This is a genomic window from Pseudomonas sp. TWR1-1-3 (assembly GCF_049896805.1).
Lineage (GTDB): Bacteria > Pseudomonadota > Gammaproteobacteria > Pseudomonadales > Pseudomonadaceae > Aquipseudomonas > Aquipseudomonas bubulae.
Window position 1 is genome coordinate 879,998 of record NZ_JAFCUZ010000002.1, and the last position, 15,331, is coordinate 895,328.

The 15,331-nt window shown below is 57.9% G+C and carries 14 protein-coding genes; 7 read left to right on the forward strand and 7 right to left on the reverse strand.

Annotation, left to right across the window (positions count from 1 at the left end):
* Positions 1-29: 29 nt before the first annotated feature.
* Positions 30-344 carry a 50S ribosomal protein L21 gene (gene rplU, locus ACP7BE_RS11575; protein WP_007901869.1) on the reverse strand — a complete coding sequence of 105 codons (315 nt, stop codon included), beginning with the start codon at positions 342-344 and terminating at the stop codon, positions 30-32.
* A 240-nt stretch (positions 345-584) separates the two neighbouring features.
* Here rplU and ACP7BE_RS11580 point away from each other — a divergent pair, with 240 nt between their 5' ends.
* The 3 genes from ACP7BE_RS11580 to ACP7BE_RS11590 all read left to right on the forward strand — a co-directional run bounded on the left by ACP7BE_RS11580 (position 585) and on the right by ACP7BE_RS11590 (position 2,480).
* The gene (locus tag ACP7BE_RS11580) at positions 585-1,553 is read left to right on the forward strand and encodes a polyprenyl synthetase family protein (RefSeq protein WP_094999351.1); all 969 of its coding nucleotides are present in this window, start codon (positions 585-587) and stop codon (positions 1,551-1,553) included.
* A 122-nt stretch (positions 1,554-1,675) separates the two neighbouring features.
* Positions 1,676-2,017 (forward strand): zinc ribbon domain-containing protein YjdM, encoded by a 342-nt coding sequence (locus tag ACP7BE_RS11585; RefSeq protein WP_094999352.1) that lies wholly within the window; start codon positions 1,676-1,678, stop codon positions 2,015-2,017.
* A gap of 190 nt (positions 2,018-2,207) precedes the next feature.
* Entirely contained in the window at positions 2,208-2,480 is a 273-nt protein-coding gene (locus ACP7BE_RS11590) for a hypothetical protein (protein WP_426105901.1), read from the forward strand.
* A gap of 62 nt (positions 2,481-2,542) precedes the next feature.
* Here ACP7BE_RS11590 and ACP7BE_RS11595 read toward each other — a convergent pair whose 3' ends face one another.
* Positions 2,543-3,160 carry an FKBP-type peptidyl-prolyl cis-trans isomerase gene (locus ACP7BE_RS11595; protein WP_016779413.1) on the reverse strand — a complete coding sequence of 206 codons (618 nt, stop codon included), beginning with the start codon at positions 3,158-3,160 and terminating at the stop codon, positions 2,543-2,545.
* Between the two features lie 124 nt (positions 3,161-3,284).
* Positions 3,285-3,773 carry a TIGR00645 family protein gene (locus ACP7BE_RS11600; protein ID WP_016779412.1) on the reverse strand — a complete coding sequence of 163 codons (489 nt, stop codon included), beginning with the start codon at positions 3,771-3,773 and terminating at the stop codon, positions 3,285-3,287.
* Positions 3,774-3,915: 142 nt separating this feature from the next.
* Between ACP7BE_RS11600 and ACP7BE_RS11605 the strand changes: the two genes are divergently transcribed.
* Complete coding sequence (locus ACP7BE_RS11605) at positions 3,916-5,748, forward strand: hypothetical protein (protein WP_095023420.1); 1,833 nt, start codon at positions 3,916-3,918, stop codon at positions 5,746-5,748.
* An 8-nt stretch (positions 5,749-5,756) separates the two neighbouring features.
* Here ACP7BE_RS11605 and ACP7BE_RS11610 read toward each other — a convergent pair whose 3' ends face one another.
* Together ACP7BE_RS11610 and ACP7BE_RS11615 are read right to left on the reverse strand one after the other, a co-directional pair.
* On the reverse strand, positions 5,757-6,068 hold the full coding sequence (locus ACP7BE_RS11610) for a hypothetical protein (protein ID WP_094999355.1): 312 nt from the start codon (positions 6,066-6,068) through the stop codon (positions 5,757-5,759).
* Positions 6,069-6,326: 258 nt separating this feature from the next.
* Positions 6,327-8,765, reverse strand: a complete 2,439-nt coding sequence (locus ACP7BE_RS11615) for a Lon protease family protein (RefSeq protein ID WP_271350656.1) — start codon at positions 8,763-8,765, stop codon at positions 6,327-6,329.
* 273 nt (positions 8,766-9,038) lie between these two features.
* Here ACP7BE_RS11615 and ACP7BE_RS11620 point away from each other — a divergent pair, with 273 nt between their 5' ends.
* The 3 genes from ACP7BE_RS11620 to ACP7BE_RS11630 all read left to right on the forward strand — a co-directional run bounded on the left by ACP7BE_RS11620 (position 9,039) and on the right by ACP7BE_RS11630 (position 11,768).
* The gene (locus ACP7BE_RS11620; RefSeq protein WP_029611228.1) at positions 9,039-9,527 is read left to right on the forward strand and encodes a DUF3015 domain-containing protein; all 489 of its coding nucleotides are present in this window, start codon (positions 9,039-9,041) and stop codon (positions 9,525-9,527) included.
* Between the two features lie 79 nt (positions 9,528-9,606).
* A complete protein-coding gene (locus ACP7BE_RS11625; protein WP_095021254.1) occupies positions 9,607-11,460 on the forward strand; it encodes a DUF4105 domain-containing protein in 1,854 nt (617 codons plus the stop codon).
* Between the two features lie 14 nt (positions 11,461-11,474).
* A complete protein-coding gene (locus tag ACP7BE_RS11630) occupies positions 11,475-11,768 on the forward strand; it encodes a chorismate mutase (RefSeq protein ID WP_095021253.1) in 294 nt (97 codons plus the stop codon).
* Between the two features lie 46 nt (positions 11,769-11,814).
* Here the strand turns inward: ACP7BE_RS11630 and gdhA are convergent, their stop codons facing one another.
* Positions 11,815-13,152 (reverse strand): NADP-specific glutamate dehydrogenase, encoded by a 1,338-nt coding sequence (gene gdhA / locus ACP7BE_RS11635; protein ID WP_095024965.1) that lies wholly within the window; start codon positions 13,150-13,152, stop codon positions 11,815-11,817.
* Positions 13,153-13,435: 283 nt separating this feature from the next.
* Entirely contained in the window at positions 13,436-15,103 is a 1,668-nt protein-coding gene (ettA, locus tag ACP7BE_RS11640) for an energy-dependent translational throttle protein EttA (protein WP_094999360.1), read from the reverse strand.
* Between the last annotated feature and the right edge of the window lie 228 nt (positions 15,104-15,331).

The window sequence follows — 15,331 nt, forward strand, 5'->3', positions numbered from 1 at the left end:
AATTCTCCTAGTGAGGAATTAGGCTGAAATTAAGCCTGAATACCGGTGATTTTGATCTCGGTGTACCACTGGCGGTGGCCCATACGCTTCATGTGGTGCTTACGACGACGGAACTTGATGATGCGGACTTTATCGTGACGACCTTGGGAGATCACTTCAGCCACAACAGTGGCGCCAGGTACAACTGGAGCGCCGATGTTCACGTCATCGCCATTGGCGACCAACAGAACGCGATCAAAAGTTACGGATTCGCCGGTAGCGATTTCCAGTTTTTCGATCTTCAGGTATTCACCTGGAGCTACTTTGTATTGCTTGCCACCAGTAACGATTACTGCGTACGACATGGTATTTCTCCGATAATCCTGCTCACCCAGCGCTTTATAGGTAAAGGTATTGGCTGGCATGGCTGCATGGGGCTGGAACGGCCCAGATGCAATTGCGTAAGGCAGGTGCTGCCCAGGAAGTTCAGGGTGCGCGATTGTACGCAAGGCAAGTCAGGCTTGCAAGGGGCCGTCCATCCGCCTTGACAGGCCCAGCCCCCCGACCTAGCATGCCGCGCAACCCTTCTGGAGCACCTGTCGCTGATGCAACCCCAAGCTTTCTACCGCGCGGTGGCGGACGATTTTAGCGCCGTCGATGGCATCATCAAGAAGCAGCTGACTTCACGCGTACCGCTGGTCTCAAAAATCGGCGACTACATTACTTCGGCCGGCGGCAAGCGCCTGCGTCCTTTATTAGTGTTGCTGTGTGGCAAGGCCCTGGGTCGCGAAGGCGACGACTTGCGCCTGCTGGCCGCCACCATTGAGTTCCTGCACACCGCCACCCTGCTGCACGACGACGTGGTCGACATGTCGGGCATGCGCCGTGGCCGCAAGACTGCCAATGCTACCTGGGGCAATGCCCCCAGCGTACTGGTCGGCGACTTTTTGTACTCGCGCTCCTTCGAGATGATGGTTGAGCTGGGCTCGATGCCAGTGATGAAAATCCTGTCGCAAGCCACCCGCATCATCGCCGAAGGCGAAGTATTGCAGCTGTCCAAAGTGCGCGACGCCAGCACCACTGAAGAAACCTACATGGAAGTCATCCGCGGCAAGACCGCGATGCTGTTCGAGGCTTCGACCCACAGCGCTGCAGCGCTGGCCGGTGCCACGCCGGAACAGAGCGAAGCGCTGCGCACCTTTGGCGATCACCTGGGCGTGGCATTCCAGCTGGTGGACGACCTGCTCGACTACCGTGGCGATGCCGAAACCCTGGGCAAGAACGTCGGTGACGATCTGGCCGAAGGCAAACCGACCCTGCCGCTGATCTACACCATGCGTGAAGGCACGCCTGAACAGGCAGCCCTGGTGCGCAAAGCGATCCAGAAAGGCGGTATCGAGGACCTGGAGAGCATTCGCGAAGCCGTTGAGGCCTCTGGCTCCCTGGACTACACCGCCCAGCTGGCTCGCGACTTCGTGGCCCGCGCCATTGTGTGCCTCGAAGCCTTGCCGCCAAGCGAATACCGCGATGCGCTGGTTGAACTGAGCGAGTTTGCTGTAGCACGCACGCACTGACTGCCTGTGGGAGCGGGCAAGCCCGCTCCCACAGGGTCAATCTGCCCCGCCATTACCCGCCTCGCACTAAAACCCTATACAATACGTGCCTTTTAGCCATCCTGACTCTTAAGGAGCTTTGAGTGAGCACGTTGCCACCCTGCCCAAAATGCAATTCCGAATACACCTACGAAGACGGCGCCCAGCTGATCTGCCCGGAATGCGCCCACGAGTGGTCTGCCAGTGGCGACGCTGAAACAGCCGATGACGTGAAAGTCTACAAAGACTCCGCAGGCACCGTACTGACCGACGGTGACACCATCACCGTGATCAAGGACCTGAAAATCAAGGGTACTTCCCTGGTGGTTAAAGTGGGCACCAAGGTCAAGAATATCCGCCTGTGCGACGGCGACCACGATATCGACTGCAAGATCGATGGCATTGGCCCGATGAAACTCAAATCCGAGTTCGTACGCAAGGTCTGATTCTGCTGCATGCCTTCCTGTGCCCTGCGCAGGAAGGTGCTACACCCTCCCCCGCCCAGCAACATCAAAAAGCCAGCAACCTTGATCCCCAGCAGTTCTAACGCAGAAAGATCAGAAATCCGCCAATAGGCACTTGCTATTAATTGAATAAGAATTATTCTCATTGGTATTCATCAAGGAGATGACGACCATGACTTATTTAATTGATGCCTGGCTGGACCGTCCACACCCTTATCTGCGAATCCTGCATCGGGAAACCGGGGAAGTCTGTGCGGTACTGGAAGAAGAAGCACTAAGCGAGCTACAGGATCAGGGCGACCTGGATTTCAACGGCCTCAATTCCAGCGAGCCGGTGGTGCTCAAGGAGTTGGTGCGCAATCTGTTTCTGTTCTGCTATGCCCGGGCATTGCGCCCTTGCGGCACGACTGACGCTCACCCGCACCACGCCAAGATACAGATATGACGGCACCGGTGTAGCTGCGGGTTTGCCAGCAAACCCGCAGCCAACGTTAAAACGCGGGGTTCTTACAGAACGTCCAGCAGCTCTACGTCGAATACCAGCACGCTGTGTGGAGCAATGCTGCCAACGCCCTGGGCGCCGTAGGCCAGTTCGCTCGGCACGTAGATGCGCCATTTGCTACCGGCGTTCATCAGTTGCAGGGCTTCAGTCCAGCCAGCGATCACGCCGCCAACCGGGAATTCAGCCGGCTGACCACGATCGTAGGAGCTGTCGAACACAGTGCCATCAATCAGGGTGCCGTGGTAGTGAACACGTACGGTGTCTTCACGGGATGGCTTGGCGCCTTCACCCGCGGTTACCACTTCAAATTGCAGGCCGGAAGCCAGGGTGGTGATACCGTCTTTCTTGGCGTTTTCAGCCAGGAAAGCCTTGCCTTCGCCCGCAGCAGCTTCTGCCTTGGCAGCGGCTTCAGCTTGCATGATCTCGCGGATCACCTTGAAGCTAGCCGACATTTCTTCCTGGCCTACACGGCTTTCCTTGCCTGCGTAGGCGTCAGTCAGACCAGCCAGGATTGCATCCAGGCTGATGCCAGGTGGCGGGTTGTCGCGCAACTGGTCGCCCAACTGGCGGCCAATGCCGTAGCTGACGCGGGTTTCGTCGGTCGACAGATTTACTTCGGACATAACACTGCTCCGCTGTGGAGGGGCCGGAAAGAAGCCGCGTCAACCGCGACCCCGAACACCCTGAACCAAAAAAGGGCCAGCAGACTACCACAGCCCCCAAAGCCTTCGCAGCCCGGGGTTGGCTTCAGTGTTTGGTCAGTTTGTCCAGATAGCCCATTGCAAACGCCGACACCACAAAGGTCATGTGAATAATCACGTACCACATCAGGTACTCGGTCTCGATATTGCGCGCGTCCATAAACACCCGCAGCAGGTGGATCGACGAAATGGCCACAATCGATGCCGCGACTTTCATCTTCAGCGAGGTGGAGTCCATGGTGCCCAACCAGCTGAGCTTCTCCTTGTGCTCGTCGATATCCAGTTGCGAAACAAAGTTCTCATAACCGGAAATCATCACCATGACCAGCAAACCGCCTACCAGCGCCATGTCGATCAGCGACAGAATGACCAGGATCAAGTCAGACTCAGTTAGCGCAAACACGTTGGGGATTACGTGAAACACTTCCTGAAAGAACTTCAATGCCAAAGCCAGCAGGCCCAGTGAGAGCCCGAAGTAAATAGGCGCCAAAATCCAGCGCGAGGCGTACATTGCGTTTTCGATAAAGCGTTCCATTGAATCTCACAGGCTATTACAAAATGGGCGCGAGTATATCAGTGCGAAAAGCACTGTGTTAAAGGCTTGGAAACAGCCTGTAAAAACATTTTCTGCTAGTGTCCACCCTCTCAGCATTGTTTACGGACAGGAAAACCGAACCATGGATCTGCGATTCCCCCTGGCTTGTTTTGGGCTTTCGATGGCTTTGCTCGCTGTCGGCGGCTGCTCTCCTGACGACGAACATCAGCAGGCCAGCCTTGAGGAACGCAGCGCAGCGTTCGAACAGAGCCTGGACGGGATCAAGGATCAGCAGCTCAAGGATGCTGTGGCCGACCTCGGCGGCTCCTTGTTGTTGCTCGAACGGGCACGCCTCAAGCTGCAAGACAAGCCGATAGAAACCGAATACGGTGCCGACGACCTGGCGGTGCTCAAGCACTACCCGAGCAGCCAGGCGCTTACCGATACCTATATCAACGGTTTGTTTGTACTGCGCAAAAATACAAGTTCCGATTACCTGACGGACCTGGAGCCGGTCTTCCCGTTCCCGCTTAACAGTGCATCCGAGTTCCCGTTCCCCCATGCGCTGGAATGGCAGTCGGTAACCCTGAGCAACAAGCAAGAGGTGCCTTTTGCGCCGGAATGGTCCGAGAGCGATCCCGGCATCCAGCTGAGCCCCTCCAGCGCCAACCTGAGCAACCCTGACGACCTGACCGTCACTTACCCCTATATCGACGGGGTTGAAACCGCCAACACCCAACAACCTCAACCCCTGACACTGCACGGCAAAGTCGAAGTCATCGCGCCGGGCAAAGTGGTCAATTTCAACCTCACTGCCAAGGACGTGGGTAAAACCAGCACCGACGGCACGATCAGCGTAACCCTGCTGGCACTGGGCAAGAACTTTGCCGAAGTGGATATCGTCAACAGCGCTGCACTGGCCGAACAAGTGCGTGACACCCCGCTCAATCCGCTGATCATCCAGGCCCGCGACCGTACCGGGCAGTTCCTGACACGCTCAGGCTCAATCAACGAAAACGCCGAACAACTGGCGTTTTATCAGCAGCAATTGGCCGAAATGCTCAAGCAAACTGCCTGGAGTGACGCTTTCGAGCAACAACTGGATAACGAGCAAAAGGCCTTCGATCAGCAGCACCCGCATCACTACAGCAAGGTGTACTTCAACGGTACCGTGGAAAATGTCGACATCAACGTGCTCGATTTCTCCACCGCCAATGTCACCCGCAAGTCCCTCGACCTGCCTGTGCGTACACTGGACAAAAACGTGCTGGGCAAAGACATACAGCCCCTGCCGCTCAACGTCGTGGTGTATGACGATCAGGCCGCCAACTATTTGAAAGACGCCACGCTGGCACCCGAGCAACTGGAAAAAAGCGTGGTGATCAGCCAGTCGGTGGACGATGCCAGTGCCGCGTCCCTTGAGTTCAGCCACCCTGCCACTTTCAACGGCGAAATGCTCGGTACGCTCCCGGACACGTCTGACGCGCCGGTGACCTTTTTTGCTGAAGACGACAACGGTAATCGCAGCGAGCCACTGGAACTGCCCGCCGAAGCCTTCGATGTGGACCCGCATGCAGGCGTTATCACCTACGACCTCAACCTGTTCCCCGAAACGCCAGCCTATGCGGTGGGCTCAATCCCCCTGTTTATTGCCGACATCGACAAGCAAGAGCTGGATATCACCCGCCTGCCCAAAGGCCTTGAACTCAAGGGCAATGCCCTGATCGTTGATCAAAAAGTGTTCCCGGCCGAGGCCTGGCGCTTTTATGCCAAGGACGACACGGGTAATTATCTGAAGGAAGTGGCCGCAGTCAGCCATAGCAGCGAACCCGATGGGGCGGCCGTATTTGACGTGCACTACTTTTATGGCCAGCCGACCCGACTGGAAAGCTATGCCCGCACCGCGCTGAACCCTGTCGAGTACGGATTTGAAGTCAAACTCGACAAAGCCCCTGAAGCCAGCACGCCACAATAAAACGCTGCCTAGCCGTGGCAACGCCCACCATTGATCTGCCGCAACTGGGCCTGCACATGCAGGCACCAGATCTGCGGGTCGTTGGCGAGTTCATAGCCATGCAGGGTCAGGCTTTCAACGATTGATTCAAGAATGGTTTCGGCCACGAACGGCCCGGGGAACGGGCCCTGCGCCTTGATCGTTGAGGGTTGTTCGCCTGCCAGGCCGGCGGCGAAGAGCAGTGTCCACATCCCGTTGTTGCCTGCCAGCGGTCGAATGCTGCATTCAATACGGGTCACCAGGCCCAAGCATTGGCGAGTAAGGCAAAGGTTGCGCGACATGACGGCGACCCTCGGTAGAGTCTGTCTTCAGCCGCAGACTACGGGCTGCATCGATCCGGTGACGACAGTGGTGTCCATGACCTGAGAATAGAAGAAAATTTGCGTATGAAAAGTCACCAATGACCAACGGCTTTGTCGATTGGCATCGCAGATTTGTGGGAGCGGGCTTGCCCGCGATTGGATTGCCGCGGTGTAACCATTCCTCCGCGTCGTTCGCATCGCGAGCAAGCCCGCTCCCACAGGTTTCGCTTTAAGGGATCAGGCCGGTTTTTTCGCTGCCAGGGCTTCCGCCAGCAACTCCTTTTCGGCTTCCTTGAGATCGTCGTCGTTGATCATTTCAGCAATCACCCGCAACCGCTCGACTACCCGGGCATTGACGCTGCCTTCCGGGAATTGTCCCTCTGCATCCGGCTCTCCCGCAGGCTCACCCACCAGCAAACTCAGGGCCTCATCGGCCTGACGCACGGCATAGACGTGGAACTTGCCCTCACGCACTGCCTGCAGCACCTTCTCGTCCAGCATCAGGGTAGCCACGTTGGCCTGCGGAATGATCGCGCCCTGCTCGCCTGTCAGCCCGCGTGCTTCGCAGAGTCGGAAGAAGCCTTCGATTTTCTCGTTGACCCCACCCACGGCCTGCACTTCGCCGAACTGGTTGATCGAGCCGGTAATGGCAAAACACTGCTTGAGCGGGGTTTTTGACAGTGCCGAAATCAGCGTACAGGCCTCCCCCAGCGACGCACTGTCGCCATCGACATAACCGTAGGACTGCTCCAGCGCGATGCTGGCCGAAATCGCCAGCGGGAACTCCTGGGCATAACGGCTGCCCAGGTATCCGGTCAAAATCATCACACCCTTGGAGTGGATAGGCTGCCCCAGGTTAACTTCGCGCTCGATATCGACAATACCGCTGCCGCCCGGATACACCGTGGCGGAAATCCGCGCAGGCACACCAAAGGCCGAGTCGCCGACTTCCAGCACCGTCAGGCCGTTGCACTTGCCCACGGCCGCGCCATCGGTATCGATCAGGATGATCCCCGCCAGCATGTCATCCAGGATACGCGCCGAGACTCGTCCGGTACGGGTTGCCTTGGCCTTGAGCGCACGCTCGATATGACCCGCATCGGTCATTTCATCGCCCGCCAGGTGACGGATGAAGTCCGCTTCGCTGACCAGTTGGAACAGATCGCCAATACGCGCCGACAAACGTCCCTGGTGCTCGGCCAGACGCGCGCTGTAGGTCGCCAGCCGCGCCACCGCACCGGCGGTCAGCGGTGCCATGCCTTCTTCCGAAGTGCGTGTAGTGAGCAACTGGGCAAACTGCTCAAGGCTCTCATCAACCATCGGGATATCTTCGTCGAAGTCCACCAGAACCCGGAACATTTCCTGGAAGTCCGGATCCAGGTCCTGCAGCGTGTAATACAGCTGGCGGGCACCGATGATGATGACCTTGACCTGCAGGGGGATGACCTGCGGGTTGAGCGTCACGGTGGCCAGGCGCCCCATTTCGCCCAGCGGCGACTCCATCTTCAGCTTGCGCGATTGCAGGGCACGCTTGAGAGCATCCCAGACAAAAGGCTCGCTGAGCATTTTCTCGGCTTCAAGAATCAAAAAGCCGCCATTGGCACGGTGCAAGGCGCCCGGACGCAACTGCCGATAAGTGGTGTAGAGCGCGCCCTGGTCGGTGCTGTATTCGATACGGCCAAACAGGTTGTCGTAGGTCGGGTGCGGCTCGAACACTACCGGCGCACCGCCGCTTAGCGGCTGCCCTACCACCAGGCTCGGCAGGTACTGCTCTTCAAGCAGCTTGCGCGCCTGGGCGTCGGTCTTGCTGTCGTCGACCAGTTGCTCGACCACGGTTTTCAGCAAGTAAACCTGCATCGCCTGCAGATAACCGCAAACCGCGGCATTTTCGGCGTATTTTTGCGACAACGGCGACAGCAACGGCTGCAGGGCCAGGGTGATGGTTTCTTCGTTCAGTTGGCGCAGCTGATTGTTCGACTCACGCTTCCACTGCGGCAGACTGGCCAGCTCTTCGTTCAGTCGCTCCTCCAGCTCGGAAATATCTTCATGGAAGCGTTCGCGATCAGCCTCAGGCAATTGCGAAAACTCGGCCTCATCCAGCGCCTTGCCATCACTCATCGGCGTAAATGCCACGTTGCTGCTGTCGCGATAGAGCGCCACGCCTTTTTCCAGGGCCAGACGCTCGATCACATCCAGCGCACGGTCGTAACGCTGATTGAAGCCGCGGTCGATCGCGCTTTTGCGTTGTTGATACGTCGGGTGTTCAAACACTGCCGGGAAGGTCGCCAGCAGGTTGTCGATCAAGTGATTGATATCGCCAATAAAGGCACCAGCGCTACTGGACGGCAGCTCCAGGGCTCGCGGCTCACGGGGCTCATCGAAGTTGTTGACGTAGACCCAGTCGCTCGGCGACTTCAGGCGCTTGCCCTCGGCCTTGAGGTAGCGTTTGACGAACGAGAAACGACCGGTTCCCGGCTCGCCCATGACAAAAACGTTGTAACCCGGACGTGGCATGGCCACGCCGAACTGCAAGGCCTCGACCGCACGTTCCTGGCCGAGAATGCCGCGAAAAGGCTCCAGATCATTGGTGTTCGAGAAGCTGAACTGTTCAGCAGAAAAAGGACGGGTTAGCGCATCAGGCGCTAGACGCAAGCTGGTGGCAACAGAATCAGGCATCGGGCTTCCTTACATCGGGCGGGGCAGATGGCAGCATTCTGGCGCTGGCTGCACATCACTGGCAAGGCGAACAACACGGGAAAGCACGCCCCCCAATGTTTAGGGGCCAAAAATGTGCAGCAACAGCGATTGTTTTACAAAAAGCCACGGAACCCCCCGAACGTGCCTAGACTCCAAGCTGTTACGCGGCTGGACGGTATAACCGGCCCGTACTGGCGCTTCAGGGCCAGAAACCCTTGTCCATTGGTTGCATACCTATAGAGAACAAAGCTTATGAAACGGATTCTTCTTGGTACTCTCTTTACAGTTGTTTCCCTCAACGCCATGGCCCAGGCACCGGGCGGCCCTAACTGCGGTTGGGGCAACATGCTGTTTGAAGGCCAGCGCGGCACTCCTGCCCACTTCCTGGCATCCACCACAAACGGCACGTCCGGCAACGCCACCTTCGGCATGACCTCCGGCACCAACGGCTGTACCACCAAGGACGCCCTGACTTACGGCGGCAAATCGTGGATTGCCATGAATGGCATGATGAACGAGCTGTCCGAAGACATGGCCAAAGGCAATGGCGAAGCACTGACCACCTACGCGGTGGTACTGGGCGTCGCCCCTGAAGACCGCGAGCATTTCGCCGCCGTCACCCACGAGCACTTCCAGCAAATCTTCAGCAAAGCCGATGTCACGGCTGAAGACGTACACAGCAATACTCTGGCCATCCTCAAGGGCGATGCACGCCTGGCCAAATACGCCACCGCGGCGTAAGTAAATGAGACCCGCCCGCTCCTCTCGGAGCGGGTATTCTCCTGCTTCACTTCTCTTCGTCTGACAACAGTTGCCGAACATGCTCAAACGCCTTGCCTATCTGGCGCTCTGTGCCTGCGCCCCGCTGTATGCCGCACCCCATATCGACGATCAACGTGTGCAACAGTTGGCCAACGACCCTTTCTGGATTTCGCTGGGGCACTACGAAGCCGGCAAGCTGAGCGGCTGGCGAAGCTATGTCAGCGACGACAAATTCTTTCTCGCCGCCCAGGGCGCCCATCACCCTGATGCCGAACTGCGTGCCACGGTTGAGGCGTTGTATGCGCCCTTGAGCCTGGGCGACAAACACCCGCAGTGCGTGTACCCGGCCCGTACCCGCTGGCTCAAGGCCCAACTGAATCTGACCGACCTGCCCAAGGCCGAATGCGCAGAGTTCAGCCAATGGTTCAAGGACGTGGCACCCCACAGCACGGTGATGATTTTCCCGGCGGCCTACCTCAACAGCCCGTCCTCCATGTTCGGCCATACCCTGTTACGCATCGACCAGGCCGATGTGCAGGACAACAAGACCGCCCTGCTCAGCTACGCGATCAACTTCGGCGCCTATATCGAGGGTTCCGACAACAGCATCCTGTACGCCTGGAAGGGCCTGGCCGGTGGCTATCCGGGGCTGTTCGCCCTGGTGCCCTATCAGGAGAAACTCTCGGAGTACCGGAGCCTTGAAAACCGCGACCTGTGGGAATACCGCCTTAATCTGACACCCGAAGAAACCCAACGCATGGTTGAACATGTGTGGGAACTCAAACAGATCCAGTTCGACTATTTCTTCTTTGACGAAAACTGCTCCTACCGCCTGCTGGAGCTGCTGCAAGTGGCCCGCCCGGGCCTGCAACTGACCACCCAGTTTCCGCTGACCGCGATCCCCACCGACACCGTGAAAGCGGTCAAGGAAGCCGGACTGGTTGAAAGTATCGAGTACCGCCCGTCCCGCGAACGGGAGCTGCTGGACCGGGCCAAGGCCCTCGATCCAGAAGAGCAGCAATGGGTATTGCAGGTCAGCGCCGATCAAGCCCAATTGCAAACCCCGGCCTTCAAGGCTCTGCCCAAAGCGCGCCAGGCGTTGATTATCGACGCGGCTTACCGGCTTGAGCGGTACCGGGCCAATGGCCTTGAGCGCGATCCTGCACGCTCGCAGCGCAGTTTCGAACTGCTACGGGCGATCAATCAGAACCCCGCGCCAGAACTGCAAGTCGACAAACCCGAACTGCCTGAAAACGGCCACGAGTCGCGCACCTGGCAGCTGGGCGCCGGTAGCCGTGACGACAAGGCCTTTGCCGAATATGGCCTGCGCATGGCTTACCACGACCTCAACGACAACGCACCGGGCTTTCCCCTGGGCGCGCAGATTGAAATTCTGCAACTGAAACTGCGCCAGTACGAAGGCAACAAGTGGCAAGTGCAACAACTGGACCTGGCCAATATCCGCTCCCTGACCCCGCGCAATGACCTGCTGCAACCCTGGTCATGGCAAGTGGGCGGCGGGCTGGAACGGGTACTCGGCAAACATGGCGACGAAAACCTGGTCAGTCATGTCAATGGCGGTGCAGGCGGCACCTGGCAATTGGCGGACAATATGCTCGGTTTCGCTCTCGGTACGGTACGCATCGAGCACAACAACGACTTCGCGGCGTTTGTGTCACCGGCAGCGGGCTTCAATACCGGGCTTCTTTGGCGTAACCCGGTGGGCAACCTGAGCCTGGAAGCCAAGGGCGACTACTTCACCAACGGTGAAGTCCGTCGTAGCCTGAGCCTTAATCAGCAATGGGAAGTTTCGCGAAATCTTGGTCTGCGCCTGAGCGCACAGCGTGAGTTCAGCAAACTGACCACCCCTATCAACGAAGTGATGCTGGAGCTGAAGTGGTATCACTACTAAGGAGTTTTCAAGACATGGTTGTTAATTGTGATTCCCTCGAGCAGGTGCGCGAGAAAATCGACGGGCTGGATCACCAGATTGTCGGCCTGATCGCCGAGCGCGGGGCTTACGTATCGCAGGCGGCGCGGTTTAAAAAAGACAGCGATGCGGTCAGGGCGCCGCAGCGGGTTGAGCAGGTGATTGGCAAGGTGCGGACGTTGGCCGATGAGCTGGGCGCCAACCCGGACGTCACTGAAAGCGTCTACCGCGCCATGATCGCGGCCTTTATCGAACAGGAACTGGCTGAACACAAGACGCTTGCAAAATAGACAGCCCCAATGTGGGAGCGGGCTTGCCCGCTCCCACAGGATGGGGTTACACCACGCCTTGGGCCAGCATTGCGTCGGCAACTTTGACGAAACCGGCAATGTTCGCGCCTTTTACGTAGTTGATCCGCCCGTTTTCCTCGCCGTAGTGCACGCAAGCGTGGTGGATCGACTGCATGATGTTGTGCAACTTGCTGTCCACTTCGCCGGCCGTCCACAGCAGACGCATGGCGTTTTGCGACATTTCCAGCCCGCTCACCGCCACGCCACCGGCGTTGGATGCCTTGCCCGGTGCAAACAAAATACCTGCTTCGATAAACAGATCGACCGCTTCCAGGGTGGTCGGCATGTTCGCACCTTCAGCCACGCACACGCAGCCATTGGCCAGCAACGTACGGGCCGCTTCAGCGTCCAGCTCATTCTGGGTAGCGCATGGCAGCGCGATATCACACGCCAGGCTCCACGGGTGCTGCCCTGCCAGGAATTCAACCCCGAACTGCCCCGCCAACTGGCTGATACGGCCGCGCTTGACGTTTTTCAGTTCCATGAGCGCTTCCCACTGCTCTTCGCTCAAACCGGCTTCGCAATACAGCGTGCCTTCGGAATCCGACAGCGAAATAACCTTGCCGCCCAGGTCCATGACCTTGCGCGCGGCGTATTGCGCCACGTTGCCCGAGCCCGAAATCGCCACGCGCTTGCCGTCGATGCGCTGGCCGCTGCGCTTGAGCATTTCCTGGGCGAAGTACACACAACCAAAGCCGGTAGCTTCAGGACGGATCAGGCTGCCACCGTAGCTCATGCCTTTGCCGGTCAACACGGAGGTGAACTGGTTGCTCAGGCGCTTGTACTGACCAAACATAAAGCCGATTTCGCGGGCGCCGACACCGATGTCGCCTGCTGGCACATCAACATCCGAACCGATATGGCGATACAGCTCGCTCATAAAGGCCTGGCAGAAACGCATGACTTCGGCGTCGCTCTTGCCCTTGGGATTGAAGTCCGAACCGCCCTTGCCGCCGCCCATGGGCAACGAGGTCAGGGAGTTCTTGAAGGTTTGCTCAAAGGCCAGAAACTTGAGGACGCCCAGATTCACCGACGGATGAAAACGCAGACCGCCCTTGTACGGACCAATGGCGCTGTTCATCTGGATACGGAAGCCGCGGTTGACCCGCACTTTGCCTTCGTCATCTACCCACGAAACGCGGAACACGATCGCACGCTCTGGTTCGCAAATGCGCTCAAGAATCCCTGAAGTCAGATAATGCGGATTGGCTTCAAGAAACGGCCACAGACTGCGAAGGACCTCTTCCACTGCCTGGTGGAATTCTGGTTGGTCAGGGTCACGTTTTTTCAGGCGGGCAAGGAACTGGTCGACGGATTCGATCATGGTAAGTCTCGGCAAATTTATTGTCGTTAAACGGAGATTGACCGGAACTTTATCAATTCATGTGGCACCGCGACAGCGCAAAATGTCGCAGTTATGAATTTAAATGGTGCATTTATATAAATAGCACCGATTTATCGGGCTTTTGCGCACCAAAAAAATACTTCTTGTACCCAGTTTCGCACCAACTTATAAACGCCAAAATCCCATTGTGGGAGGGGGAAAAGGTTTGTGATGCGCAAAAAAAACGGCGCCCGAAGGCGCCGTTCTGTTATGCAAACTGCCCTTACTGGGCCAGTTTTTTGTGACGCACACGGTGCGGCAGGGTAGCCGCTTCGCCGAGGCGCTTTTTACGGTCAGCTTCGTACTCGGTGTAGTTACCTTCGAAGAAGATCGCCTGCGAGTCGTCTTCGTACGCCAGGATGTGAGTCGCGACGCGGTCAAGGAACCACCGATCGTGAGAGATCACAATGGCGGCGCCAGGGAAGTCCAGCAGTGCTTCTTCAAGCGAACGCAATGTCTCAACGTCAAGGTCGTTGGACGGTTCGTCGAGCAGCAGCACGTTGGCGCCCTCTTTCAAGGTCAGGGCCAGGTGCAGGCGACCACGCTCACCACCGGACAGATCCTTGACGAACTTCTGCTGATCGCCACCTTTGAAGTTGAAACGACCTACATAGGTACGCGACGGGATTTCATAGTTACCAATACGGATCACATCGGAACCGTCAGAAATCGCCTGGAACACCGTCTTGCTGCCATCCAGGTCGTCACGGCTCTGGTCAACGCACGCCAGTTGCACGGTTTCACCGATTTCGATGCTGCCCGAATCCGGCTGTTCCTTGCCCATCAGCATGCGGAACAGGGTCGATTTACCGGCACCGTTACCACCGATCACGCCAACAATGGCGCCTTTGGGCATGGCGAACGACAGGTTGTCGATCAGCACGCGATCGCCGTAACCCTTGGAGACGTTCTTGAACTCGATAACCTTGTCACCCAGGCGCGGACCGGCCGGGATGTAGATTTCGTTGGTTTCGCTGCGCTTCTGGAATTCCTGCGACTGCAGTTCTTCGAAACGTTGCAGACGGGCCTTGGACTTGGACTGACGCGCCTTGGCACCTTTGCGAACCCATTCCAGCTCGTCTTTCATGGCCTTTTCATGGGCCGACTGCTGCTTGGATTCCTGGGCCAGACGATCGGACTTGGCTTCCAGCCAGCCCGAATAGTTGCCCTCGTAAGGAATGCCCGCACCGCGGTCAAGCTCCAGAATCCAGCCCGCTACGTTATCCAGGAAGTAACGGTCGTGCGTAATCGCAACCACGGTACCCGGGAAGTCGTGCAGGAAGTGCTCCAGCCAGGCGACCGAATCGGCATCCAGGTGGTTGGTCGGTTCATCGAGCAGCAGCATGTCCGGGGCCGACAGCAGCAGGCGACAAAGGGCAACACGGCGCTTCTCACCACCCGACAGGTGCTCTACCTTGGCATCCCAGGCCGGCAGGCGCAGCGCATCGGCTGCAACTTCCAGCTGGCGCTCAAGGTTGTGCCCGTCGCTTGCTTGCAGGATCGCTTCGAGCTTGGCCTGTTCTGCGGCCAGCTTGTCGAAGTCGGCATCAGGGTCGGCATATTCGGCATACACTTGATCAAGACGCGCCTGAGCGTCCTTGATCACGCTAACGGCTTCTTCAACCACTTCGCGTACGGTTTTGCTCGGATCCAGCTGCGGTTCCTGCGGCAGGTAACCGATGTTCAGGTCCGGCATCGGACGGGCTTCGCCGTCGAACTCGGTGTCAACGCCTGCCATGATTTTCAACAGGGTGGATTTACCCGAACCGTTCAAGCCGAGTACGCCGATTTTGGCCCCCGGGAAAAACGACAGGGAGATGTTTTTCAGGATTTCCCGCTTCGGCGGAACAACTTTGCTCAGCCGATGCATGGTGAAAACGTATTGAGCCATGGATAACCTAGGGTCAGTGACGGGTGAATAAGGCGCGAGCAATGCCCGGATCAGGCCATAGCAGAAAGTCAGGGACTGATCGAGATCAATGCCTGCTCGCAGAAAAAGCACAAATGTAGACCCCAGAATCTACCTGAATGCGTGATGCAGGGCAAACCAGCGCAGACCAGAGGACTGGCACTTTGCCACAACCCAAGGCATGCTTGGCGCCTTTAGGGGGCCTCGCGC